This window comes from Ciceribacter azotifigens (assembly GCF_048159625.1).
In the GTDB taxonomy this organism is placed as follows: Bacteria; Pseudomonadota; Alphaproteobacteria; order Rhizobiales; family Rhizobiaceae; genus Allorhizobium; species Allorhizobium azotifigens.
The window spans coordinates 131,948-153,263 of sequence record NZ_JBLQTA010000003.1; the positions used below are offsets into that span (position 1 = coordinate 131,948).

The following is a 21,316-nucleotide window of genomic DNA, read 5'->3' on the forward strand; positions in this document are numbered from 1 at the left end:
GAACGAAGCCTGCACGAGTCTTCATCTCCGCATGAAAAAGGCCGCGAGTGACGCTCGCGGCCTATCGAATGTTGTGTGCCTGTCTGATCGGAGCGATCAGAACTCTTCCCACTCGGCGTCCTGGGCGACTGCCGCCGCGCCACCGCCGAACGCACGGGCGACGCTTCCCTGCATTTGGCGTGCCGGAGAGGCGACAGGCTTGCGGGGGGTGCTCGAGGCCGATGTCGGCATCCGGGTCGACGCCGCGGCATGGATGGCCGGACCGGGAACGGCACTGTCCCTCGCACCGTCGGAGAGCCGGAAATGGGCGACGAGCGCAGCGAGGCCGTCGGCCTCCTCGGAGAGCCTGTGGGTCGCCGCCGAGGTTTCCTCGACCATGGCGGCGTTCTGCTGTGTAACCTGGTCCATCTGGTTGATGGCGGTGTTGACCTCCTGCAGGCCGGTGGACTGCTCCTTCGCTGCTGTCGCGATCGAATGGATATGGTCGTTGATCTTCAGCACCCGGCTTTCGATCTCCGAGAGAGCCTCTCCGGTCTTCTGGACGAGCTTGACGCCGCCGGACACTTCCTCGCCCGACTTGGTGATGAGCGCCTTGATGTCCTTGGCGGCGTTCGCCGAACGCTGCGCAAGCTCCCGGACTTCCTGGGCAACGACGGCAAAACCCTTGCCCGCCTCACCGGCACGAGCTGCCTCGACACCGGCGTTCAGAGCCAGCAGGTTCGTCTGGAAGGCGATCTCATCGATCACGTTGATGATCTGCGAGATTTCACGCGACGCCTGTTCAATGCGCCCCATCGCCTCGACAGCCTCGCCGACCACCATCGCCGACTGGGCGGCGCTGCGGGTCGCTTCCGTAACCATCGCGCTCGCTTCCTGGGCTCTTTCGCTCGATCCGCGGACGACGACGGTGATCTGATCCAGTGCTGCGGAGGTTTCCTCAAGAGCGGCCGCCTGCTGTTCGGTACGCTTGGCGAGATCGTTCGTGGCCGACATGAGCTCGTCGGCATTGCCGTCGATGAGGTCGGTCTTGCCGCGAATGTCGACCATCATCTGCCGCAGCCGGCCGAAAGTCGCGTTGACGTTCACCTGCAACTCGGCGAACGCCCCACGGAAATCGCCATGCATGCTCTGCGTCAGGTCTCCCGCCGACAGGCTCGCCACCACGCGGCGCGTCTCCGCGACGCCGGCGTCAACCGCCGTCAGAAGCGTGTTGATATTGGCCGCGAAACGATCGAGGTTGGGGTCATCATAGCGCTTTTCGATCCGCCGGCCGAAATCGCCATCGGCCGCAGCGGCGACCACAACCGACATGCTGGACTGCAGGTCATCGCTCTTCGCCCGCATGGCAGCTTCCTGCGCATTGAGGCGCTGGACGGCGAGGCCATTCTGCTTGAAGATCTCGACGGCGGCAGCCATTTCGCCGATTTCATCGGCACGGCCCGCATACGGGATGTCGACGCCATAATCCCCGTCGGAGATATTCTTCATTGCGCTGGTGACATTGCGGATCGGCCGGCTGAGCTGATTGACGGCGATGTACATGCCAAAACCGGCGCCACCGGCGACCGCCACGAAGGTGACGCCCGTGATCAGCATAAGCATCAGGGTCTGGAACGACTTGAGAGACGCCGTGATCGCGTGAAGCTCGGCCTTGTCCTGCTCGACCACGGCATCGATATCTGCCTGGAACGCCTTCCGGTTGGCACGATTGGCCTCGTTATTGCCCTGCTCGTTGGCGTCCTTGGGATCAACATCGGTGCCTAGACGCGCCGTCTCGGTTCGGAACACCCGGAATTCCGCCGCCTTGGCGACCATGGAATCGAAGGCGGCCTGCTGGTCGGCCGGCACGAGCGGCTTCCACGCAGTAATCACGCTGTCGATCTCATCGAGATTCTTGAGGAGTCCTTTGGCAAAGGAAGCGGCCTTTTCGGTCGTTGGTGCAGCGTAGATACCACGCGCTTCCATGACCACCGCCGTCACAATTCGGTTCATGTGTTCACCGAGGTAGACCCGTTCCGACACCGTGCGCAACGCCTCGGCTCTGCCAGCGTATTGGGCGGTGACGTAAATGCCCATTACGCCGATGACGACCGCTGCAAAACCCAGCACGCCCACCAGGGAATAAATCTTGCCGCCGATTTTCACGAGTATAACTCCTCTTTGAGATTATTGGGCGCCATACCCGTCAAATTATGGGGATTTTATCCACGCGAAATTAAGGAAGCCTTTCGCCGCTATGCTGCAAGTGCGAAGACGAAGTACTTGTTCCGGGTGCAAGAGAAAGAGGTGCGGATTGCGACTTTCAGAAAAGTCATCCGTATTGGTTGGCAGATTGCATCTGGTTACCGGACTTGCCCGCCGAAGCGACGGAGTCGATCCCGGTCGTAACGTTCGTACCAGCCGCTCGACACCAGGCTCGCCTATATGCGTAGCCGATTGACTCTCCGGGCCATCGCCCGTATAAGCCGCCCGCACGTCCGGAGACACATGCCCGCTCACGCGGCTGTCCAGCCGTGCGAAACTCCAACGCTCTTGCAGAAATGCAAACCCAAGAAGGGCCGCACACCGCGGTATTAAATAAATGAAGCGTACCTACCAACCTTCCAAGCTTGTTCGCAAGCGTCGCCACGGTTTCCGTGCGCGTATGGCCACCAACGGCGGCCGCAAGGTTCTCGCCGCACGCCGCGCTCGCGGTCGCAAGCGTCTTTCGGCTTAAGGCCGGACGTGCCCGATCCCAGGAAACGGGCGAATGACGTCTGATGAACCAATCAAAACTGTCGGGCGGCTGAAGAGCCGGCCGCAGTTTCTTGCTGTCCGCGAAGGCGAAAAACGCCGCGGCGGCCTCTTTCTCCTCGAAGTGCTCGATCGCAACGAGCCCGAGGGCGAGCCGAGAGTCGGCTTCACAGTCACCAAGAAACATGGCAATGCCGTCGAGCGCAACCGCATGCGACGCCGCCTCAAGGAGGCTGTGCGCCTGAAGGCGGGGTTTGCAATGCAGCCGGGACATGACTATGTGGTTGTCGCCCGGCGGGACGTGCTGTCTGCGTCCTTTGCTGAACTCACGGAAGAACTGGCCGAACGGATCGCAGCCAGGCCGAAACACATGCGGTCTTCTCAGACCCGTTCCAGGAAAGTGTGATGGAAAACAAACGCAATTACTTCATCGCGATTGCCCTGTCCGTGCTGATCGTGCTCGCCTGGCAATTCTTCTATATGAATCCGAAGATCGAGGCGCAGCGTCAGGAGCAGGCACGCATTGCCGAACAGGCGAAGACGGCGCCGGGCGGTGAAAGCCCGGCAACGAAGCCATCGGCAGGAGCTCAGGTCTCCGGCGCCCTGCCCGCGTCCGGCCAGGCTGGCGCGACTGCTACCCGCGAGGAAGCCATCGCCAAGACAGCTCGCGTCGCGATCGACACACCTGCACTTTCCGGCTCGATCAATCTCACCGGCGCCCGGTTTGACGACCTCAAGCTCAAGGGATACCGCGAAACCGTCGATCCGCAGAGCCCGATCATCACTCTGTTCAGCCCATCCGACACGAAAGACGGCTACTTCGCCGAACTCGGCTATGTTGCAGGCGAAGGCGCCGGCGCGGCTCCGGGACCGTCGACCGTCTGGACACTGACCGAAGGCGACAAGCTGACGCAGACGACGCCGGTCACGCTCTCGTTCACCAACGAGGCGGGTCTGACCTTCACCCGCAAGATCTCCGTCGACAAGCACTACATGCTGACCGTCGAAGACGCGATCAAGAACGGTGGCGCGACAGCTGCCTCGGTAGCGCCCTACGGCCGCATCACCCGTTACAACAAGCCGACGACCCCTTCTGTCTACGTGCTGCATGAGGGTTTCCTCGGCGTGATCGGCACGAACGGCAGCCTCATCGAGGAGAAGTACGGCGACATCGAAAAAGAAGGCGTCACGAACGACAAGGCAACCGGCGGCTGGATCGGCATCACTGACAAGTACTGGGCAGCGGCTCTCGTACCGCCGCAGTCGATCGCATACGACTCCCGCTTCTCGCACTTTTCTGACGGCCAGCCGCGTTATCAGGCCGACTTCAAGAATGACGCCGTGACCGTCGCCCCCGGGCAGGAAACCAGCCTCAAGACGCTGGTCTTCGCCGGCGCCAAGGAAGTGCGCGTCGTCAACGGCTATGCACTCGACGATTCCTGGTTCGGAACGCTCTTCTCCAGCCTGCGCGGCGGCGAATCCGCCGATGTACAGAGCTATCAGGTCCCCCGATTCGACCTATTGATCGACTGGGGCTGGTTCTGGTTCTTCACGAAGCCGATGTTCCAGCTGATGGACTTCTTCTTCCGGATGGTCGGGAATTTCGGTGTGGCGATCCTGCTGACGACGATCGTGGTGAAGCTTCTCTTCTTCCCGCTCGCCAGCAAGCAGTATGCCTCCATGGCCAACATGAAGCGCGTTCAGCCGAAGATGGAAGAGCTCAAGGCCAAGTTCGGCGACGACCGCATGGGCCTGCAGCAGGCGATGATGGAGCTCTACAAGACGGAAAAGATCAATCCGGTGGCCGGTTGCTGGCCGGTACTCCTGCAGATTCCGGTCTTCTTCGCTCTCTACAAGGTCATCTACGTCACGATCGAGATGCGGCATGCACCTTTCTTCGGCTGGATCCAAGACCTTTCGGCCCCTGATCCGACGACCTTCATCAACCTCTTCGGGCTCCTGCCGTTCGACGCACCGACGTTCCTGCATCTCGGCATCTGGCCGATCATCATGGGCGTCACGATGTTCCTGCAGATGCGCATGAACCCGACGCCGCCCGATCCGACCCAGGCGATGCTGTTCAACTGGATGCCGCTCGTCTTCACCTTCATGCTCGGGAGCTTCCCCGCCGGGCTGGTGATCTACTGGGCCTGGAACAATACGCTGTCGATCCTTCAGCAGTCGATCATCATGAAGCGCCACGGCGTGAAGATCGAACTCGTCGACAATCTGAGATCGTTGTTCCGGCGAAAACCGCAGCCGAGCAAGTAAGACATCAAAAAACTCCGGAGGCTTCCTCCGGAGTTTTTCGTAGATGCATCCGAGATCGACATGAGCCTCAACACGCTTTCCCCGGATACTGCCGTCAATGATATTCGCAAGGAGCGTGTCGGCGCGCTCCTGGTCTTCGGATCGGCATTCTTCTGGAGCTTCGGCGGCGCCATTGCCCGCTTTCTCGACGTCACCGACAGTTGGACGATCGTCTTCTGGCGCAACTTCTTTGCAGCAGTCTTCCTGATTGTCTTCATGTTGCTACGCGACGGACCGCGCGGCACCATCGCCCTCTATCGCAACATGGGCTGGCCGGGGCTTGTGGTCGCGTGCACCTTTGCGACCGCGACCACCTGCTTCATCATCGCAATCAGTTACACCACCGTCGCCAACGTCGTTCTCCTGCAGGCTGGCGTCCCGCTCTTCGCTGCACTGATGAGCCGGGTCTTCTTTGGCGAGCGGATCACGACCCTGACCTGGAGTGCGATCGCGGCTGTGATCGCCGGCGTCGCCATCATGGTCTCCGGCTCCTTCTCCGGATCCGTTTCCCCGATCGGCGACGCGCTGGCTCTGACGATCGCCATCGTCTTTGCCACGACAACCGTCGTCACCCGCCGCTACACCAAAGTCCGGATGACGCCGGCCGCCTCGCTCGGCGCGCTTGTTGCCTGTGTGATCTCGGCGACGCAGGCGAGCACCTTGCTTGTTCCGTTCGACCAGCTCGCATTGCTCTTCGTGTTCGGCACATTCAACCTCGGGCTCGGCATGGCTCTCTTCGTCACCGGCGCGCGGCTGATCCCCTCGGCGCTCGCCGCATTGCTCGGAACCGGCGAAACGATGCTTGCCCCGGTCTGGGTGGCGGTCATTCACGGCGAGATCCCGAGCGAGCGCGCGATCTGGGGCGGATTGGTCATCCTCGCCGCGCTGATCACCTATCTCGGCGCAGAATTCCGCAGGCAGCAGGCGGACCGGCGCTGATCCCGGACAGCCTTTCTTCTTGACATCCCATATCAAAACCCGGAAGCCAGTTCGCTACGACGGAAGGATGAAGACGGAAGCCATGGTCGAGAACACCGCGACAAACGAAAAGCCGCTCTTCGGCAATCCGTGGATCTTCATTCGCGGCGTCCCGGCCATGAAGTTCCTGCCGCCGGAAGGTCCGCTGGAGATCGCCTTCGCCGGGCGTTCGAACGTCGGCAAGTCGTCGCTCATCAACGCGCTGGTCGGGCAGAAGGGACTGGCGCGAACGTCGAACACGCCCGGCCGGACCCAGGAACTCAACTACTTCGTTCCGGACGGCTATAGTGGTGAGGCGGGTGATCTGCCTCCGATGGCGCTGGTCGACATGCCAGGCTACGGCTATGCCCAGGCGCCGAAGGAACAGGTCGACGCCTGGACCAAGCTCGTCTTCGACTATCTCCGCGGTCGTTCGACGCTGAAGCGCGTCTATGTCCTGATCGACGCCCGGCACGGCATCAAGAAGAACGACGACGAGGTGCTGGACCTGCTCGACAAGGCGGCAGTCTCCTATCAAATCGTCCTTACCAAGATCGACAAGATCAAGCAGGCGGGCGTCCCGCGGCTGATCACCGAAACCGTGGAGAAAATCCGCAAGCGGCCAGCAGCCTACCCGGAAGTGCTGGCAACGTCTTCGGAAAAGGGAAGCGGTCTGGACGACTTGCGTTCGGCCATCCTCAATACTATCGGCCGTCGGGGCTGAGACGCCAAACGGCGGCTCCTCCCATCAGGGCCGGCCGTGAATTACGCCCTTCGCAACCACGGGCCCAGTCATCTTGCCGGTGAGTGAACCGCCATACGGTTCCACACTGACGGCGAGCACGGCCCTTTCGACGACCTTCTCACGCAGATTAGCCGGCACGAGGACGTCACCGGCACCCTCCGCCGGGAACACACCGAGCGAAATCGCCTGATCCCCGCCCTCCAGCAGCCAGAGTTCCAGCGATTTCGGTGCGCCGTCTCTGTTCGTTGCGGGCGAGAGCCTGATTTTGCCGGTCGTGCGATCGTAGCGTGCCGACAAGCCGAGAGCTTCGTTCGGCGACGTCAGCTCCGCAAGCAGGGCGTCTTCGGGCACCCGAAACGACCATAAGCCCGCACCTGCCGTAATGACGGCGGCGAGCATCGCGAACGCTGCCAAGGCCAGCGAACGCCACAAGTTCAGGGAGCTCCAGAGACTGGCGGCGAACCCTGAAAGCGAAAGGTCCGCGGAAAGTCCCGCAGGTCCGTCGAAAAGCGGAAGAGCGACCGGAGAATGCCTTCTCTCCGCACCATAACTCTCATCGATGCTGGACAGATTACGCTCCCAGCGGCGAACCATCGCCGCGAAAGGCCGGTCGTGGCGCAGGCGCTCCTCGACCCTCGCGCGTTCGTTCGCACCGAGCACTCCGAGAACGTACTCCCCGGCGAGAACCTCGTCGCGGGACCGGTCTCCTTTACTCTGATCAGGGGTCGTCATCGATCATCGGTTCTCGGGTTCGCATAGCCTGCGGCACGAGCCGCGCGCCGCGCCCAATGCGACCGAAGGCGGAGCACGCACGGCCGAGAGCGCTACCTGGCAGGTTGAAGGATCCAATTCTTCGCCACGACTGTCAATCGGTTTGCCACCTTGCGCTGCGGCGGCGCGTGAGCCGATGTCGGCAACGACTGCCAACTCCAAGTTTTTCGCGCGATTATTCCCTCGGACCCGAACTTGCGCTAAAAGGCCGCGATCCAACAAAAAGGATGTCCCATGACCGCCTCCGACAGCGAAATCCAGGCACGCCTCCTCGCCCAGGCGCTGCCCTTCATGCAGCGCTACGAAAACAAGACGATCGTCGTGAAATACGGTGGTCACGCGATGGGTAATCCCGAGCTAGGCAGGGCCTTTGCCGAGGACATCGCTCTCTTGAAGCAGTCGGGCGTCAACCCGATCGTGGTTCATGGCGGCGGGCCGCAGATCGGCGCGATGCTGACCAAGATGGGCATCGAATCACGATTCGAAGGCGGACTGCGCGTCACCGACCAGAAGACCGTCGAGATCGTCGAAATGGTGCTGGCAGGCTCGATCAACAAGGAGATCGTGGCCCTCATAAACCAGACCGGCGAATGGGCCATCGGCCTCTGCGGGAAAGACGGCAACATGGTCTTCGCGGAAAAGGCGAAGAAGACGGTAACCGATCCGGACTCCAACATTGAACGCGTGCTCGACCTCGGCTTCGTCGGAGAAGTCGTCGAGGTCGATCGGACGCTGCTCGACCTGCTTGCCAAATCGGAGATGATCCCGGTCATCGCACCGGTGGCACCTGGTCGCGACGGACACACCTACAATATCAACGCCGACACGTTCGCGGGAGCCATTGCCGGTGCGCTCCGTGCCACCCGCCTGCTTTTCCTAACCGATGTGCCGGGCGTGCTCAACCGGAACGGCGAACTCATCAAGGAATTGTCGGTCGCCGAAGCGCGCGCACTCATCAAGGATGGCACGATTTCCGGCGGTATGATCCCGAAGGTCGAGACCTGCATTGATGCGATCAATGCCGGCGTGCAAGGTGTCGTCATCCTGAACGGCAAGACGGCCCACTCCGTGCTGCTCGAAATCTTCACTGAAGGTGGTGCAGGAACGCTGATCGTTCCCTGATCCGCGGCCTATCGAGGACCGCCCAGGGCGAAGAGGCCGATCGGCCGCATCTCTCCCTCATGGCGCAGGAGCCACTTCTTGCGCCATAGTCCACCACCGTAGCCTGTCAGTGAACCGTCGGCGCCTATGCAGCGGTGGCAGGGAATGACGATTGCAATCGGGTTGGCTCCGTTCGCCTTTCCGACGGCGCGTACCGTCTCAATGCCACCGACCACGCGGGCGATGTCTCCGTAGGAGCAGGTTTCGCCGAGCGGCACCTTGAGAAGTTCGGCCCATACGTTCTTTTCGAAATCCGAGCCTTCGGGTGCGAGCGGCGTGCGAAACGACGCCGACTTCCCGGAAAAGTAATCCTCGAGTTCCGTGCCGATCTGGTCGATCAGCCGATTGCGCCCGCAAACCACCGGTCGACGTGACCGCGCCTCCAGCGAGGCGAGCGTCTTTTCTCGTGTCGACGCCTCCCGAAATTCGAGAAAGCGCAGATGGGTGTCGTCCGCGGCCGCGACCATGTCGCCAAGCGGCGTCTCGAACCATTCGGCAAAAAGCGGTTCCGTAGCGATCATTAAGCAATTCCGGGTTGCCTACCCAATGTAGGAAGGGCGGAAACGGCCGGCAACCCGAAACCGGCGGAGGTACTTCAGCCGAGGACGAGGATCAGCACGCCGAGGACGACGAACAGGCACCCGGCGAATTCGAGAACCGTGATCCGCTCCCGGAAGATGAACACCGAGGAGGCGAAGGTGAACAGCATCTCGATCTGCGCCAGCGCCTTGACCACCGCCACCTGCTGGAGCGTCATCGCCGTAAACCAACCGAAGGAGGCGGTCGCGCCGACGAAGCCGACCAGAAGGGCTACCGGTGCGGCATCCCTGACTCGACGCAACTCTTCGCGGTCGCGTAAGGCCATCCAGACGAACATGGAGAATGCCTGCATCAGGATGACGATCACCAGCGTATAGCCCGCCTGCATCAGAGAATCCGGAGCCGGCAGGCTGGGAGCGAGCGACAACGAGGCGGCACGATAAGCGATACCGGAAACGCCGAAGAAGAGACCGGAGAGAAGGCCCACCAAGGCAGTCCGGCTGACAACCGCACGCAGGAGCGTTCCTGCGGCAAGCTCCGTGCGCGCAACGGAGATCAACACGACACCGACCACGGAGACGGCGATCGCAATCATCACCGACCCCGAGATCCGTTCGCCAAAGAAAACGAGTGCGAGCAATGCCGCCTGCGCAGGCTCCGTGCGCGAATATGCGGTCCCGACGGCGAAGTTCCGAAAGGAGAAAAGATGCACAAGCAGGAAGGTCGCGGCAATCTGCGCGAAGGCTCCGACGACCGCCCAGAACCAGAAGCTACCATTCGGGACCGGCAAAGGCCGTCCAAGACCGAGGTTCAGGACGCCGAGGTAGACAAGCGCGAAAGGCACGCCGAAGCCGAAGCGCACGAAGGTCGCCCCGGTCGTGCCCATTCGCCCCTTGAGGTGTTTCTGCAATGCGGAACGCACATTCTGAAGGAATGCGCTGCTGATTGTGACGGCGGCCCAGAATTCCATGGCGCACGCGTTAGCACGGGGCATGAACGGCCACCATATCTACGGAAGGAAAAGCGGTACGCCGGCGTTTATTTTTGTGGCGATCCGTGTCACAGCTAAACCATGACTACACCCCCCACACATCCGGAGAAGGCCGATTTCGCGCATGTGCGCGACTGGGTCTTCGACCTCGACAACACCCTCTATCCGCACCACGTCAACCTGTTCGCGCAGATCGACCGCAACATGACGGCCTATGTCGCGGAACTGCTGCAACTCGAACCGGACGCCGCAAGAGTGCTGCAGAAGCAGTACTATCGCGATCACGGCACGACGCTTGCGGGCCTGATGCTCCATCATGGGGTCGACCCAAACGACTTCCTCGAAAGAGCCCATGCGATCGACTATTCCGCGATCCTGCCGGACCCTGCGCTCGGCAGTGCGATCCAGGCCCTTCCCGGCCGCAAGTTCATATTCACCAACGGAACCGTGAAGCATGCCGAAGCCGCAGCTCGGGCGCTTGGAATTCTCGAGAATTTCGATGACATCTTCGATATCGTCGCTGCCGATTACGTCCCGAAGCCAGCCGGCAATACCTACGACAAGTTCGCGACCTTAAATCGTGTCGACACCAAACGCGCGGCAATGTTCGAAGACCTGCCGCGCAATCTTGCGGTCCCCCGCGCGCTCGGAATGAAGACAGTTCTGCTCGTTCCACGCAATCTCGGCACTGCCGTGCTGGAGGCTTGGGAACTGGCCGAAAACGCCGATGAGCCGGACTGCATTGATTACGTGACCGACGACCTTGCCGGCTTCCTCCAGACATTACTCCACACAAGCAACTGATCTTTTTCGTATATTACCAAAAATTCATGCAGCCTTACCGAAGTTTAAGTGGGATGGCGCCGCAGGAAACCGTAGCTTTCCTTCATCAGAAGACGCTGAAAGGAATGCTCATGAACAGGAAAACGATCACGCTCACCGCCCTCGCTGCCGCGCTTGTCGTTGGCACATCGGCGGCGGCCTTCGCCCGCCAGGAGATGGCGGGGGGACGCGGCCCAGAAGCCCGCTTCGTCCACATGCTGCAACAGTTCGACGAGAACAAGGACGGCAAGATCTCCAAGGACGAAGCCACGAGCGGCCAGGAGAGACTGTTCGGAGAAATCGACGCCAACAAGGATGGCACGCTGACCCCCGGTGAGCTTCGCGCCCATCGCGAAGCCATGCGGGCGAACGCACCTGCCGGCAAGGGCGCGGGTATGGGCACGGGACCGCAAGACGGGACCGGTCGCCAGATGGGCATGATGGGCTGGAAGAAGCATCATGGCGAACGCACCATGGCCGAAGGCGGGCAGCGCCAGGGAATGGGGCACGGCGGGCGCTTCGGCGGCATGCGCATGGCCGATACTGACGAGAACGGACAGATCAGCCGTGAAGAAGCGTCCGCGGCGAGCGACAAGTTCTTCACCCGCATGGACAGCAATGGCGACGGCGTACTCTCCGCCGACGACATGCCGAAACGCGGCTCCTTCTGACCCGGCGGATACCAGTCGCCGGAAAGAACAACGGCCCGCGGCGATGCCGCGGGTCGCTTTGTCTCGCGTCAGTGCTCGTAGTGATCGGCGATGACCTTCCAGGCCTGCTCCGCCGTTTCGACGAAATTCAGCAATTCAACGTCCTCCGGGGCGATCGTGCCGAATTCTGCAAGCGCATCGAAATCGATGATCCTTCGCCAGAAGGCCTCACCGAACAAGATGAGGGGGATCGGCGCCATGCGTTTGGTCTGGATCAGGGTCACCGCCTCGAAGAACTCGTCCATGGTCCCGAAGCCGCCGGGGAAGATGGCGATCGCCTTGGCGCGCATCAGGAAGTGCATCTTCCGGATCGCGAAATAGTGGAAGTTGAAGCTGAGTTCCGGTGTCACGAAAGCGTTTGGCGCCTGCTCGTGCGGCAGGACGATATTGAGGCCGATCGAAGGGGCGCCCGCCTCTGCCGCTCCTCGATTGCCCGCCTCCATGACGCCGGGGCCCCCTCCCGTCATCACGACATATTCCTGATGGTCGTGTTTTGCCGAGTATTCGCCGCAGAGGCGGGCGAACTTGCGGGCTTCCTCGTAGAAGACGGAAGCCGCCTCCAGATTGGCACGCTGTGTTTCGTTGCGCGCGGCCCACGCACTTGCCCCGGGGGCCGGAATACGGGCGCCACCAAACATGACGATCGTCGACCTGATGCCACGCTCGGCGAGATTCATCTCGACTTTCAGCAGCTCGAGCTGCAGGCGAACGGGCCGGAGTTCGTCGCGGCAAAGGAAATCGTCATCGATGTAGGCGAGGCGATAGGACGGGGATTCCGACTGCGGCGTCCGCGGGATGCCGGCGGCGACCTTGCGGTCGGTCGTGCTATCTTTCAGCGGATCCCAGATTCCACCACTCCGCTGTCTCGGACCGTTTTCTAGCTTCGCCATGTTCACTGCCTTTCTCTGCCGGAAACGACCGCGGAGGTCGCGGGCGGCTGTTTTCAACCCCCGGCGAATGCGCTACAGCAGAACGCCAGTTTCCGATCGCGAATCCGGAAATTTCCGGGGTTATACGATAGACAACGAAGTTTAAGGAATTCAGATGACCGCCATGGATGTCAGCCAGCTCGAGAGCATCGTCGAAGCCGCCTTCGAAAACCGTGACACGGTAAGCACGTCGACACGCGGCGAAGTTCGCGACGCGGTCGAAACCGCTCTCAATCTGCTCGACAGCGGCAAGCTGCGGGTCGCCTCGCGCGGCGAAGACGGCACCTGGACGGTTCATCAGTGGCTCAAGAAGGCGGTTCTTCTGTCCTTCCGCCTCAATCCCATGGAGATCGTCGCAGGCGGCCCGGGCGCCTCGACGTGGTGGGACAAGGTGCCTTCGAAATTCGAGGGCTGGAGCGCCAACGAATTCGAGCGTGCGGGTTTCCGCGCCGTTCCGAATGCCGTCGTCCGCCGCTCTGCTTACATCGCCCCCGGTGCCGTCCTGATGCCGTCCTTCGTCAATCTCGGTGCCTATGTCGGTGAGAACACGATGGTCGACGCCTGGGCGACGGTCGGCTCCTGCGCGCAGATCGGGAAGAACGTCCATCTCTCGGGCGGCGTCGGCATCGGCGGCGTGCTCGAACCGATGCAGGCCGGTCCGACCATCATCGAGGACAACTGCTTTATCGGTGCGCGCTCCGAGGTCGTCGAGGGCTGCATCGTCCGTGAGGGTTCGGTGCTCGGCATGGGCGTCTTCATCGGCAAGTCGACCAAGATCGTCGACCGCGCGACCGGCGAAATCACGTATGGTGAAGTTCCTCCCTATTCCGTGGTCGTTGCCGGTGCCCTGCCTTCGGCCAATGTCATGGCAAACGGTCAGCCGGCTCCGAGCCTCTATTGCGCCGTCATCGTCAAACGGGTGGACGCCAAGACGCGCTCGAAGACGGGCATCAACGAGCTTCTCAGAGACTGAAGTGCAGCGCGTCGTTCGCACGCCCGGTATCGGATGGCTGTTCTTCAGCCCGTCCGGTCGCGCCGGGCGGCAGGTTTTCATCCTCTCCTGGCTGTTCTGGATGATGGCCAACGGCTATACGACCACGAAGCTGGTCCTGCATCAGGACGACGAAAGTGTTCTGCCGTTCTGGAGCTTCCTCTTCTTCGGCGTCTTTGTGACCTCGGTGGTCTCCGGGCTCATGCTGGGCGTCAAGCGCCTGCACGACATGGGTTTCACCGGTCTTCTGGCCATCGCCCTCTTCGTGCCGGTGATCTCGGTCATCGTACTGCTCTGGATGTGTGTCTGGCCTTCCGAAAAGGGACCGAACGCCTATGGTCCGGCGACCGACGGGCCCCAGAAATGACACATCTCCCGCCATGGTGACAGGTGGGGTTTGATCGGCTACACCTTGCGAACTCCTCCTGCGGCACGGCGCCGCCCAGACCGGCTTCCATCCTCCACGTTCAGAACCATGACCGCCACAAATCCCGTTGAAAATCTGCAGGCTCTCATCCGTTGTCCGTCCGTCACGCCAGCCGAAGGCGGTGCGCTGAGCGCGCTTCAAGCGATGCTGGAGCCGATGGGCTTCGCCGTTTCGCGCGTGACAGCGTCCGAGGAAAACACGCCCGACATCGAAAACCTCTACGCCCGGCTAGGCACGAGCGGCCCGCATCTGATGTTCGCCGGCCATACCGACGTGGTCCCGGTCGGGGATGAAACGGCCTGGAGCCATCCGCCGTTTTCGGCCGAGATCGCCAACGGCATGCTCTACGGCCGTGGTGCCGTCGACATGAAGGGCGGGATCGCCTGCTTCATAGCGGCACTCGCCCGCAGCATCGAACAGAAGGGGGCACCCAAGGGCTCGATCTCGCTGCTGATCACCGGCGACGAGGAAGGTCCTGCCATCAACGGCACGATCAAGCTTCTCAAATGGGCCGCCGAAAAGGGTGAACGCTGGGATGCCTGCCTCGTCGGCGAGCCGACCAACCCCGACCAGCTCGGCGACATGATCAAGATCGGCCGCCGCGGATCCCTGTCCGGCACGATCACCGTCCATGGCGTGCAGGGGCATGCCGCCTATCCGCACCTCGCCGACAATCCCGTTCGCGGCATCATCCGTCTCGCCGAAGCGCTGATGAACCCGCCCTTCGACCACGGCACGGACAATTTCCAGCCGTCGAACCTCGAGGTGACGACGATCGACGTCGGCAATCCGGCCACAAACGTCATTCCGGCAAAGGCCACCGCGCGCTTCAACATACGTTTCAACGATACTTGGTCAGCCGAAGCGCTTCAGGCGGAGATCATCCAGCGCCTCGATGCCGCCGCTGCAGACACGGCGCTTCGGCCCGCACGCCAACCTCTCAGCTACGATCTCGTCTGGTCCGAGCGTCCGAGCCACGTGTTCCTCACTCGCAATGAGGCGCTGATTTCTTCGCTTTCGGATGCAGTCGAGCAGGTGACGGGACAGACGCCGCAGCTTTCCACAACGGGCGGCACCTCGGATGCCCGCTATATCAAGGATTACTGCCCCGTCGTTGAATTCGGCCTGGTGGGCCAAACCATGCACATGGTGGACGAGCGAGTAGCCGTCGAAGACCTCGAGACGCTTACCCGGATTTACCAGACGTTCATCGAGCAGTGGTTTGCGAATGCCGACGCTTAAGGAAGTCAAGCTATACCTGACCGGCCTCTGGCTGCTCTTCCAGCGCGACACGAAAGGCTTCCGCTTTCTCGATCTTACCGATCGCGGCGCGCTGCGCTCCTTCTGGGCGATGGCATGGGCCGGACCTGCGATCCTTGTTTCCTGGCTGTGGTGGCGAGCCGCCTACCTCGCCGTGATGCCCCTCGGAACGGAAACCGGACCTGTCTTCTTCTTCCGGCTCGCACTGGTGGAGGTGGCGAACTGGCTGGTGCCGGTCATCCTCGCCGGGATGCTCGCCTGGGCGCTCGGGATCGGCCCGCGGTTCGCCGCGATCGTCACGGTCACCAACTGGCTCGCTCTTCCCGTCTCCTATGCGTATGCAGTCCTTATCCTCCTGATGGTGCTGCTTCCCGCGCTCAAGGGGCTGCTCACCATTCTCTGGCTCGGACTGCTGCTAACGCTCGTCTTTGCGCTTTTCCGTATCCTGCGCATGATCCTGGGAGACCATACGTTGACGGTCGCGACGATGACCATGGTCCTTCTGGTGCCAACCATGTTGCTGTCCGAGTTGCTGGAGCGCTTTCTCGGCGTATTCCCGGGCTGACGGCAGCCCCTATAGCCCGTCGGGATAGTCCACCTTCACGAAGTAGAGCCCTTCGGGCGGTGCTACGGGACCACAGGCAGCACGGTCCCGCGCCTCCAGCGCCGCCCGGACGTCGGCCGGCGACATCTTGCCCTCGCCGGCGAGCTTGAGCGTCCCGGCGAAGGAGCGGATCTGGTTGTGAAGGAAGCTCTGGGCCGAGGCCCGGATCTCGATCAGGTCGCCGGCACGCGTCACATCAAGGCGGTCCAGGGTGCGCACCGGGCTCGTCGCCTGACAATGCGCGGACCGGAAGGTGGTGAAGTCATGATGGCCGACAAGCTGCTGCGCGGCCTCATGCATGCGCTCGTGGTCAAGCGGCTTCGGCACCCACCAGGCGCGCTTCAGTTCCACCGCCAGCGGCGCCGGGCGGCTGATGATACGGTAAAGATAATGCCGCTTCACGGCGGAAAAACGAGCGTCGAAGCTCTCGTCCGCTTCCAGCACATTAAGGACAGCGACGCGTTCACCCGCCAGACCGAGATGGGCGTTGAGGGCGTTGCGCAGCTTGTACGGCGCCCAGGAGCGTGAGAGGTCCGCATGGATGACTTGGCCGAGCGCGTGGACACCGGAGTCGGTTCGTCCCGCACCCCGGATCGACACTGCCTCTCCGGTCAGGGAGAGGATGGCGTTTTCCAATGCCTGCTGGACGGAATGGCCGTTTTCCTGCCGCTGCCAGCCGACGTAATGGGTGCCGTCGTATTCGACGGTCATGCGAAAGCGCGGCATCAGGCGAGGACCACGCCGCGCGGGATCGGAGTGCCGCGGAGGAATTCGGTCGTGGCCAGAGGCTTGCCGCCGGCCCGCTGCAGCCGCGTGAGCCGCACTGCCCCCTTGCCGCAGGCGACTGTCAGGTGCTCATCCAGCACTTCGCCCGGCCTGCCCTGTCCTTCGGCAAGCGTTGAGCCTAGCACCTTCACCCGTTCGGCCTTGCCGTTGATCTCCACCTCGAACCAGGCGCCGGGGAACGGCGCCAGTCCACGGATGTGGTTGTGCACATCGTGGGCATCTCGGGTAAAGCTGATACGTGTCTCGCCCTTGTCGATCTTCGCGGCATAGAGGACGCCTTCGGAAGCCTGCGGCGTGAGCGGTAGATCTCCCGCTTCTAGCCTCGCCATCGCCTCGACCATGGCTTCCGCGCCGATCTGGCTCAACCGGTCGTGCAGCTCGCCCGCCGTCATGTCGTGTGCGATCTCCACCTTGCGCGTCAGGGCAACGGGGCCGGTATCGAGGCCCTTGTCCATCTTCATGACCATCATGCCGCTCTCGCGGTCGCCGGCCATGATCGCGCGCTGAATGGGAGCCGCACCGCGCCAGCGCGGCAGAAGCGACGCGTGGCCGTTATAGGCCCCGAGCCGCGTACCGCCGAGAATTTCTTCCGGCAGCAGAAGGCCGTAGGCGACCACGACCGCAACGTCAGCACCGATGGCTCGAAAGGCCGCACGTTCCGCGGGATCCTTGAAGTTGACCGGCGTGAACACCGGAATGTCGAGCTTTTCGGCCGCCTGATGCACCGGTGACTTCTGCAGATCCAGACCCCGCCGGCCGCCGGGACGCGGGGGCTGGGTATAGACGGCGACGATCTGATGGCCGGCCCCGGCAAGGGCGGCAAGCGTCGGAACGGAAAACTCCGGCGTTCCCATGAAGATGATGCGAAGTGCCATGGTGTCGTCGCCTCCAGCTCCCGAACCGGCTTGATTCCAGCCCTGCCACTGCTCCGGGCGTCGGCGCTAGATCGCCTTGCCCCTGGCCGCCTTGGTGAACTTCTTGATGACCATTTCGCGCTTCAGCCGCGAGATATGGTCGATGAACAGGACGCCGTTCAGGTGATCGATCTCGTGCTGCAGGCACGTCGCGAGCAGGCCCTCGGCTTCGGTCGTCTGCTCCTTGCCCTCGCGGTCGATGGACCGCACGGTCACCTTGGCCGGCCGCTCCACCTCCGCGTAGTAGTCCGGTATAGACAGGCACCCTTCCTCATAGGTCGAGCGCTCGTCGGAGGACGTCAGGATCTCGGGATTAATGAAGACGAGCGGCTGCTTCTCTTCATCCTCGCGGGAGACATCGATGACCAGCAACCGTCGCGCCACGCCGACCTGGACGGCGGCAAGCCCGATGCCCGGCGCGTCATACATGGTCTCGAGCATGTCATCGGCAAGCTTGAGGATGTCGGAATCCACCCGTTCGACGGGCTTGGAAACCTGACGGAGCAGAGGATCGGGGAGAATAATGAGGGGCTTTATCGTCATGGGCCTCCCATATCGCATCTGTCGCGCCGATGGAATCGAAAAACGCGAGGGAAAAACCCTCGCGTTCCTTGGATCTACGCCAGAGCGAAAATCAGGCGGCGAGGCCGGGCGCCTGCCGACGTGGCGTTGGGAGTGACACCGAGACTTCGCTGCTGTCCGTGTTGATACGGCCCAGCAGATCGACGAGTCCGGCGACCTCGTTGCGCAGCCGTCGCGTCTCGGCGGAGGTCTGCTCCACCATCGTCGAGTTTTCCTGGGTCAGGCCGTCCATGCTGCGGGTTGCCTGGTTGATTCCACTCAGTCCCGACGCCTGGTCCTTGGCGGCAGTCGCGATCTCGCCGACAAAGGTATTGATCGCATCGATCCGTCCGATGATGTCAGCCAGAGCCGTACCGGTATTGGAGACGAGTTCGACGCCTTCGTTCACCTGCTGTGAACTCTGGGAGATCAGCCGCTTGATTTCCTTGGCCGCGTCGGCGCTGCGCTGTGCCAGCTGGCGGACTTCCTGCGCAACAACGGCGAAGCCCTTGCCGGCCTCGCCGGCACGCGCTGCCTCGACACCCGCGTTGAGCGCCAGAAGGTTTGTCTGGAAAGCAATTTCGTCGATGACGCCGATGATCTTGGATATCTCTGTCGACGACCTTTCGATTTCCGCCATTGCCGACACGGCCTGGTTCACCACCTCGCCTGAGGTTCGCGCCTGTTGCTGCGTCTCCTTCACAACGGACGCGGCCCGTTCCGCGTTGGAGGCCGTCTGGCTGACGCTCACGGAAAGCTGCTGCAGGGCAGTCGAGCTTTCCTGAACACCGGCCGCCTGCTTGGAGGTGCGCAGCGCCAGTTCGTCTGATGTGCGGGCAATCGTTTCCGTTCCGGCGAGGATTTCCTCCGAGGAACGGCGGATGAGCTGGAAGGATTCGTTGAGGCGTGCCACGGCCTCGTTGTAGTCCGTCGCCATCTGCTTGAAATCGTCCGGCAGGTCGTCGGACATACGGGCCTTGAAATCACCTCGCGCCAGCGCTTCGAGGCCGCGACGCAAGTGCTGCATGGCGATCTGCTGATTGGCCTCGGAGCGCTCGCGCTCCTCCTGAAGCTGCCGGCGCTTCTCTTCGAGCGCATCGAGATACACGGAAATCGAATAGTCCATGTCCAGCATAGAGACTTTGATCAAGGCGCTCAGCTTGTCGGCAAGAGCAGTCGCGTGATGCTTGCCGAAGGGGAACGGCCAATGCTTCTTCAGTACACCCGCGGCCAGTTCGCCGATGAGCATCGAATAGCCGCCGATATACCATCGCGGCTCCAGGCCGATCCGGGCATGGGCCTTGCCGATTGCGGTGACGCCCTTGACGTATTCCTGCGTGAAGGTTCCACTCGAAACACGGTCCCAGTGACCGACCTGCGCCTTCTTCGCGGCCGCCATGTGCGAACCATCACGGAAGAACTGGGCAAGATGCGGCGTGGCCGCAACCTTGGCATAGAACTTGTCGAGTGCACCGCCCAGGATCTCGGAGAGAGTCGGACGCAACGAATGAAGCGTCTGACAGGCCTTCTCGTCGAGCTCGATGAAATCGAGGCGCTGCCTCAGGCTGTTGTCACCACTCTCTTGCATGTTGCCTCGCAATAGTCTCAGGCGTGATCACGCCGCCCGCCGGACGGTGAAAGAATTGGCCGAAGGTTTTGCTCAAAACCCTAAACGGAGAGTGAATGACCAGGGCGAAATGTGATCAACCACATACCTGATGGTGCACCATAAAATCGGCTTCGCCTGTAGCTTGCATGATCGCCTGGCCAGATTGTCGACGGCCCGATCTTCGTTCTTGTTTTGATCTGTCATCGATGGCCGAATCTGCTAGATTGGTCGCCATGAACACTAGTCCTTCCGCATCCGGCGCGCCGGTCTTCATGGTCGGCGACTTCGCCGTCTCGCCCACCCTGCTCGTCCTCGGTCTTGCAGCACTCATCCTCGCCGGACTGATCCTCTGGGTGGCGGCCGTGATGCGAAGCAGCCGAATGCGGCTCCGCAAAGAAATGGAAGCATCCCAAAGGGAGGCTGCAGCCGAAGCGCGGATGGCCGAGCTGCTGCGCGCCCAAGCGGAAATGCAGGGGCGCCTTGCGGCCATGGCCGATGTCTTCGGCACCAAACAGTCGGAGTTCAATCAGGCGATCAACCAGCGCCTCGACGGCATGTCGCACAGGATCGGGGCGACGATCAGCGAGCAGACGAAGACCACACATGAGAACCTGCGCCGGTTGCAGGAACGCCTCGCGGTCATCGACGCCGCCCAGAACAACATCCAGTCCCTCGCGAAGGATGTCGTCGGACTGCAGGCCATTCTCTCGAACAAGCAGACACGCGGCGCCTTCGGGCAGTCTCGGATGGAGACGATCGTCGCCGACGGGCTGCCGATTGGCGCCTATGCATTTCAATCCACACTTTCCAACGGCTCGCGGCCGGACTGCACCATCCGGATGCCGAACGACTCTCCGCCGCTGGTCGTCGACGCGAAATTTCCGCTGGAAGCGTGGAACGCGATACGTGACGCCGAGACAGCGGATGCCAAGAAGACTGCCGGTCAGCAGTTTCGCCGCGACATGGAGGTGCATCTGCGGGACATCGCGGAGAAGTACCTGATTCCCGGCGAGACCCAGGACATGGCCTTCCTTTTCGTTCCTTCGGAATCGATCTTCGCGGAGGTCCACGAGAACTTCGAGGGCATCGTCCAGAGGGCACACCGCATGCGCGTGGTGATCGTCTCGCCGTCACTGCTGATGCTGTCGATCCAGGTAATCCAGGCCGTGCTGAAGGATCAGCGGATGCGCGAACAGGCGCACCTCATCCAGGGGGAAGTCATCCACCTGATGGAGGATCTCGCCCGGCTGGACGACCGGACACGCAAACTGCAGAGCCATTTTCTCGCGGCCCAGAAGGATGTCGATATGATCCTCACCTCGGCCGACAAGCTGACCAAGCGGGGCGCGAAGATAGAAGCGCTCGAATTCCAGTCCGGCAACGGTGACGAAGGCGGAACGGCGCGCTCCGTCGAGAGCAAGACGGGCCTTCTCAAGCTTCGGGTCGTTGACGAGGACTAGGCCAGGCGCCAAACTCGCGGCCAATACACGTAACG

General features: G+C 62.0%; 21 protein-coding genes and 1 pseudogene. 13 read left to right on the top strand and 9 right to left on the bottom strand.

The window, feature by feature from the left end; all coding sequences use genetic code 11:
• Positions 1-96: 96 nt before the first annotated feature.
• Positions 97-2,145, bottom strand: coding sequence for a methyl-accepting chemotaxis protein (locus ACM6UT_RS05730; RefSeq protein ID WP_416796396.1), 2,049 nt, complete (start codon positions 2,143-2,145; stop codon positions 97-99).
• 436 nt (positions 2,146-2,581) lie between these two features.
• On the opposite strand from ACM6UT_RS05730, the gene rpmH reads away from it, so the two are divergent.
• The 5 genes from rpmH (at position 2,582) to yihA (ending at position 6,724) form a co-directional block, all read left to right on the top strand.
• Positions 2,582-2,716 carry a 50S ribosomal protein L34 gene (gene rpmH / locus ACM6UT_RS05735; protein WP_078070738.1) on the top strand — a complete coding sequence of 45 codons (135 nt, stop codon included), beginning with the start codon at positions 2,582-2,584 and terminating at the stop codon, positions 2,714-2,716.
• 33 nt (positions 2,717-2,749) lie between these two features.
• On the top strand, positions 2,750-3,139 hold the full coding sequence (gene rnpA, locus ACM6UT_RS05740; RefSeq protein WP_416796397.1) for a ribonuclease P protein component: 390 nt from the start codon (positions 2,750-2,752) through the stop codon (positions 3,137-3,139).
• Positions 3,139-5,004 carry a membrane protein insertase YidC gene (gene yidC, locus ACM6UT_RS05745; protein ID WP_416796398.1) on the top strand — a complete coding sequence of 622 codons (1,866 nt, stop codon included), beginning with the start codon at positions 3,139-3,141 and terminating at the stop codon, positions 5,002-5,004. The genes rnpA and yidC overlap by 1 nt, the downstream gene beginning before the upstream one ends.
• Positions 5,005-5,064: 60 nt before the next feature.
• Positions 5,065-5,982: a DMT family transporter gene (locus tag ACM6UT_RS05750; RefSeq protein WP_416796399.1), complete on the top strand. Its 918-nt coding sequence runs from the start codon at positions 5,065-5,067 to the stop codon at positions 5,980-5,982.
• Positions 5,983-6,064: 82 nt separating this feature from the next.
• Positions 6,065-6,724, top strand: coding sequence for a ribosome biogenesis GTP-binding protein YihA/YsxC (gene yihA / locus ACM6UT_RS05755; protein WP_416796682.1), 660 nt, complete (start codon positions 6,065-6,067; stop codon positions 6,722-6,724).
• 24 nt (positions 6,725-6,748) lie between these two features.
• Here yihA and ACM6UT_RS05760 read toward each other — a convergent pair whose 3' ends face one another.
• Positions 6,749-7,477 carry an anti-sigma factor gene (locus ACM6UT_RS05760; RefSeq protein WP_416796400.1) on the bottom strand — a complete coding sequence of 243 codons (729 nt, stop codon included), beginning with the start codon at positions 7,475-7,477 and terminating at the stop codon, positions 6,749-6,751.
• Positions 7,478-7,750: 273 nt separating this feature from the next.
• Between ACM6UT_RS05760 and argB the strand changes: the two genes are divergently transcribed.
• The gene (gene argB / locus ACM6UT_RS05765; protein WP_416796401.1) at positions 7,751-8,638 is read left to right on the top strand and encodes an acetylglutamate kinase; all 888 of its coding nucleotides are present in this window, start codon (positions 7,751-7,753) and stop codon (positions 8,636-8,638) included.
• 8 nt (positions 8,639-8,646) lie between these two features.
• Here the strand turns inward: argB and ACM6UT_RS05770 are convergent.
• Both ACM6UT_RS05770 and ACM6UT_RS05775 read right to left on the bottom strand, forming a co-directional pair.
• Positions 8,647-9,180 (bottom strand): annotated as a pseudogene (locus tag ACM6UT_RS05770) (methylated-DNA--[protein]-cysteine S-methyltransferase); the annotation flags it as partial.
• Between the two features lie 92 nt (positions 9,181-9,272).
• Complete coding sequence (locus ACM6UT_RS05775; RefSeq protein ID WP_416796683.1) at positions 9,273-10,187, bottom strand: EamA family transporter; 915 nt, start codon at positions 10,185-10,187, stop codon at positions 9,273-9,275.
• 102 nt (positions 10,188-10,289) lie between these two features.
• Between ACM6UT_RS05775 and ACM6UT_RS05780 the strand changes: the two genes are divergently transcribed.
• Positions 10,290-11,012: a pyrimidine 5'-nucleotidase gene (locus ACM6UT_RS05780; protein WP_416796402.1), complete on the top strand. Its 723-nt coding sequence runs from the start codon at positions 10,290-10,292 to the stop codon at positions 11,010-11,012.
• Between the two features lie 110 nt (positions 11,013-11,122).
• The gene (locus ACM6UT_RS05785) at positions 11,123-11,701 is read left to right on the top strand and encodes an EF-hand domain-containing protein (protein ID WP_416796403.1); all 579 of its coding nucleotides are present in this window, start codon (positions 11,123-11,125) and stop codon (positions 11,699-11,701) included.
• Positions 11,702-11,769: 68 nt separating this feature from the next.
• Here ACM6UT_RS05785 and ACM6UT_RS05790 read toward each other — a convergent pair whose 3' ends face one another.
• Positions 11,770-12,630 carry an LOG family protein gene (locus ACM6UT_RS05790; protein ID WP_416796404.1) on the bottom strand — a complete coding sequence of 287 codons (861 nt, stop codon included), beginning with the start codon at positions 12,628-12,630 and terminating at the stop codon, positions 11,770-11,772.
• 154 nt (positions 12,631-12,784) lie between these two features.
• On the opposite strand from ACM6UT_RS05790, the gene dapD reads away from it, so the two are divergent.
• The 4 genes from dapD (at position 12,785) to ACM6UT_RS05810 (ending at position 15,912) form a co-directional block, all read left to right on the top strand.
• Entirely contained in the window at positions 12,785-13,642 is an 858-nt protein-coding gene (gene dapD / locus ACM6UT_RS05795; protein WP_416796405.1) for a 2,3,4,5-tetrahydropyridine-2,6-dicarboxylate N-succinyltransferase, read from the top strand.
• A 1-nt stretch (position 13,643) separates the two neighbouring features.
• Positions 13,644-14,027, top strand: coding sequence for a DUF805 domain-containing protein (locus ACM6UT_RS05800; RefSeq protein WP_416796406.1), 384 nt, complete (start codon positions 13,644-13,646; stop codon positions 14,025-14,027).
• Between the two features lie 108 nt (positions 14,028-14,135).
• Positions 14,136-15,329, top strand: a complete 1,194-nt coding sequence (gene dapE / locus ACM6UT_RS05805) for a succinyl-diaminopimelate desuccinylase (RefSeq protein WP_416796407.1) — start codon at positions 14,136-14,138, stop codon at positions 15,327-15,329.
• On the top strand, positions 15,316-15,912 hold the full coding sequence (locus tag ACM6UT_RS05810) for a hypothetical protein (protein ID WP_416796408.1): 597 nt from the start codon (positions 15,316-15,318) through the stop codon (positions 15,910-15,912). Before dapE ends, ACM6UT_RS05810 begins: the two co-directional genes overlap by 14 nt.
• A 9-nt stretch (positions 15,913-15,921) precedes the next feature.
• Here ACM6UT_RS05810 and truA read toward each other — a convergent pair whose 3' ends face one another.
• From truA to ACM6UT_RS05830, 4 genes are all read right to left on the bottom strand, one after another.
• Positions 15,922-16,677 (bottom strand): tRNA pseudouridine(38-40) synthase TruA, encoded by a 756-nt coding sequence (truA, locus tag ACM6UT_RS05815; protein WP_416796409.1) that lies wholly within the window; start codon positions 16,675-16,677, stop codon positions 15,922-15,924.
• Positions 16,677-17,612: a methionyl-tRNA formyltransferase gene (gene fmt, locus ACM6UT_RS05820; RefSeq protein ID WP_416796410.1), complete on the bottom strand. Its 936-nt coding sequence runs from the start codon at positions 17,610-17,612 to the stop codon at positions 16,677-16,679. Before fmt ends, truA begins: the two co-directional genes overlap by 1 nt.
• Positions 17,613-17,678: 66 nt before the next feature.
• Entirely contained in the window at positions 17,679-18,194 is a 516-nt protein-coding gene (def, locus tag ACM6UT_RS05825) for a peptide deformylase (protein ID WP_416796411.1), read from the bottom strand.
• A 91-nt stretch (positions 18,195-18,285) separates the two neighbouring features.
• Positions 18,286-19,800, bottom strand: a complete 1,515-nt coding sequence (locus ACM6UT_RS05830; protein WP_416796412.1) for a methyl-accepting chemotaxis protein — start codon at positions 19,798-19,800, stop codon at positions 18,286-18,288.
• A gap of 254 nt (positions 19,801-20,054) precedes the next feature.
• Between ACM6UT_RS05830 and ACM6UT_RS05835 the strand changes: the two genes are divergently transcribed.
• Positions 20,055-21,281, top strand: coding sequence for a DNA recombination protein RmuC (locus ACM6UT_RS05835; RefSeq protein WP_416796413.1), 1,227 nt, complete (start codon positions 20,055-20,057; stop codon positions 21,279-21,281).
• The last annotated feature ends 35 nt before the right edge of the window (positions 21,282-21,316 follow it).

Coding starts and splice junctions, on each gene's coding strand:
- yihA (WP_416796682.1), top strand. CDS start 6,065: ATGGTCGAGAACACCGCGACAAACGAAAAGCCGCTCTTCGGCAATCCG.
- ACM6UT_RS05775 (WP_416796683.1), bottom strand. CDS start 10,187: ATGGAATTCTGGGCCGCCGTCACAATCAGCAGCGCATTCCTTCAGAAT.
- ACM6UT_RS05835 (WP_416796413.1), top strand. CDS start 20,055: ATGAACACTAGTCCTTCCGCATCCGGCGCGCCGGTCTTCATGGTCGGC.
- dapE (WP_416796407.1), top strand. CDS start 14,136: ATGACCGCCACAAATCCCGTTGAAAATCTGCAGGCTCTCATCCGTTGT.
- ACM6UT_RS05830 (WP_416796412.1), bottom strand. CDS start 19,800: ATGCAAGAGAGTGGTGACAACAGCCTGAGGCAGCGCCTCGATTTCATC.
- fmt (WP_416796410.1), bottom strand. CDS start 17,612: ATGGCACTTCGCATCATCTTCATGGGAACGCCGGAGTTTTCCGTTCCG.
- rpmH (WP_078070738.1), top strand. CDS start 2,582: ATGAAGCGTACCTACCAACCTTCCAAGCTTGTTCGCAAGCGTCGCCAC.
- ACM6UT_RS05760 (WP_416796400.1), bottom strand. CDS start 7,477: ATGACGACCCCTGATCAGAGTAAAGGAGACCGGTCCCGCGACGAGGTT.
- ACM6UT_RS05810 (WP_416796408.1), top strand. CDS start 15,316: ATGCCGACGCTTAAGGAAGTCAAGCTATACCTGACCGGCCTCTGGCTG.
- ACM6UT_RS05785 (WP_416796403.1), top strand. CDS start 11,123: ATGAACAGGAAAACGATCACGCTCACCGCCCTCGCTGCCGCGCTTGTC.
- yidC (WP_416796398.1), top strand. CDS start 3,139: ATGGAAAACAAACGCAATTACTTCATCGCGATTGCCCTGTCCGTGCTG.
- def (WP_416796411.1), bottom strand. CDS start 18,194: ATGACGATAAAGCCCCTCATTATTCTCCCCGATCCTCTGCTCCGTCAG.
- dapD (WP_416796405.1), top strand. CDS start 12,785: ATGACCGCCATGGATGTCAGCCAGCTCGAGAGCATCGTCGAAGCCGCC.
- argB (WP_416796401.1), top strand. CDS start 7,751: ATGACCGCCTCCGACAGCGAAATCCAGGCACGCCTCCTCGCCCAGGCG.
- ACM6UT_RS05790 (WP_416796404.1), bottom strand. CDS start 12,630: ATGGCGAAGCTAGAAAACGGTCCGAGACAGCGGAGTGGTGGAATCTGG.
- ACM6UT_RS05780 (WP_416796402.1), top strand. CDS start 10,290: ATGACTACACCCCCCACACATCCGGAGAAGGCCGATTTCGCGCATGTG.
- ACM6UT_RS05750 (WP_416796399.1), top strand. CDS start 5,065: ATGAGCCTCAACACGCTTTCCCCGGATACTGCCGTCAATGATATTCGC.
- truA (WP_416796409.1), bottom strand. CDS start 16,677: ATGCCGCGCTTTCGCATGACCGTCGAATACGACGGCACCCATTACGTC.
- rnpA (WP_416796397.1), top strand. CDS start 2,750: ATGACGTCTGATGAACCAATCAAAACTGTCGGGCGGCTGAAGAGCCGG.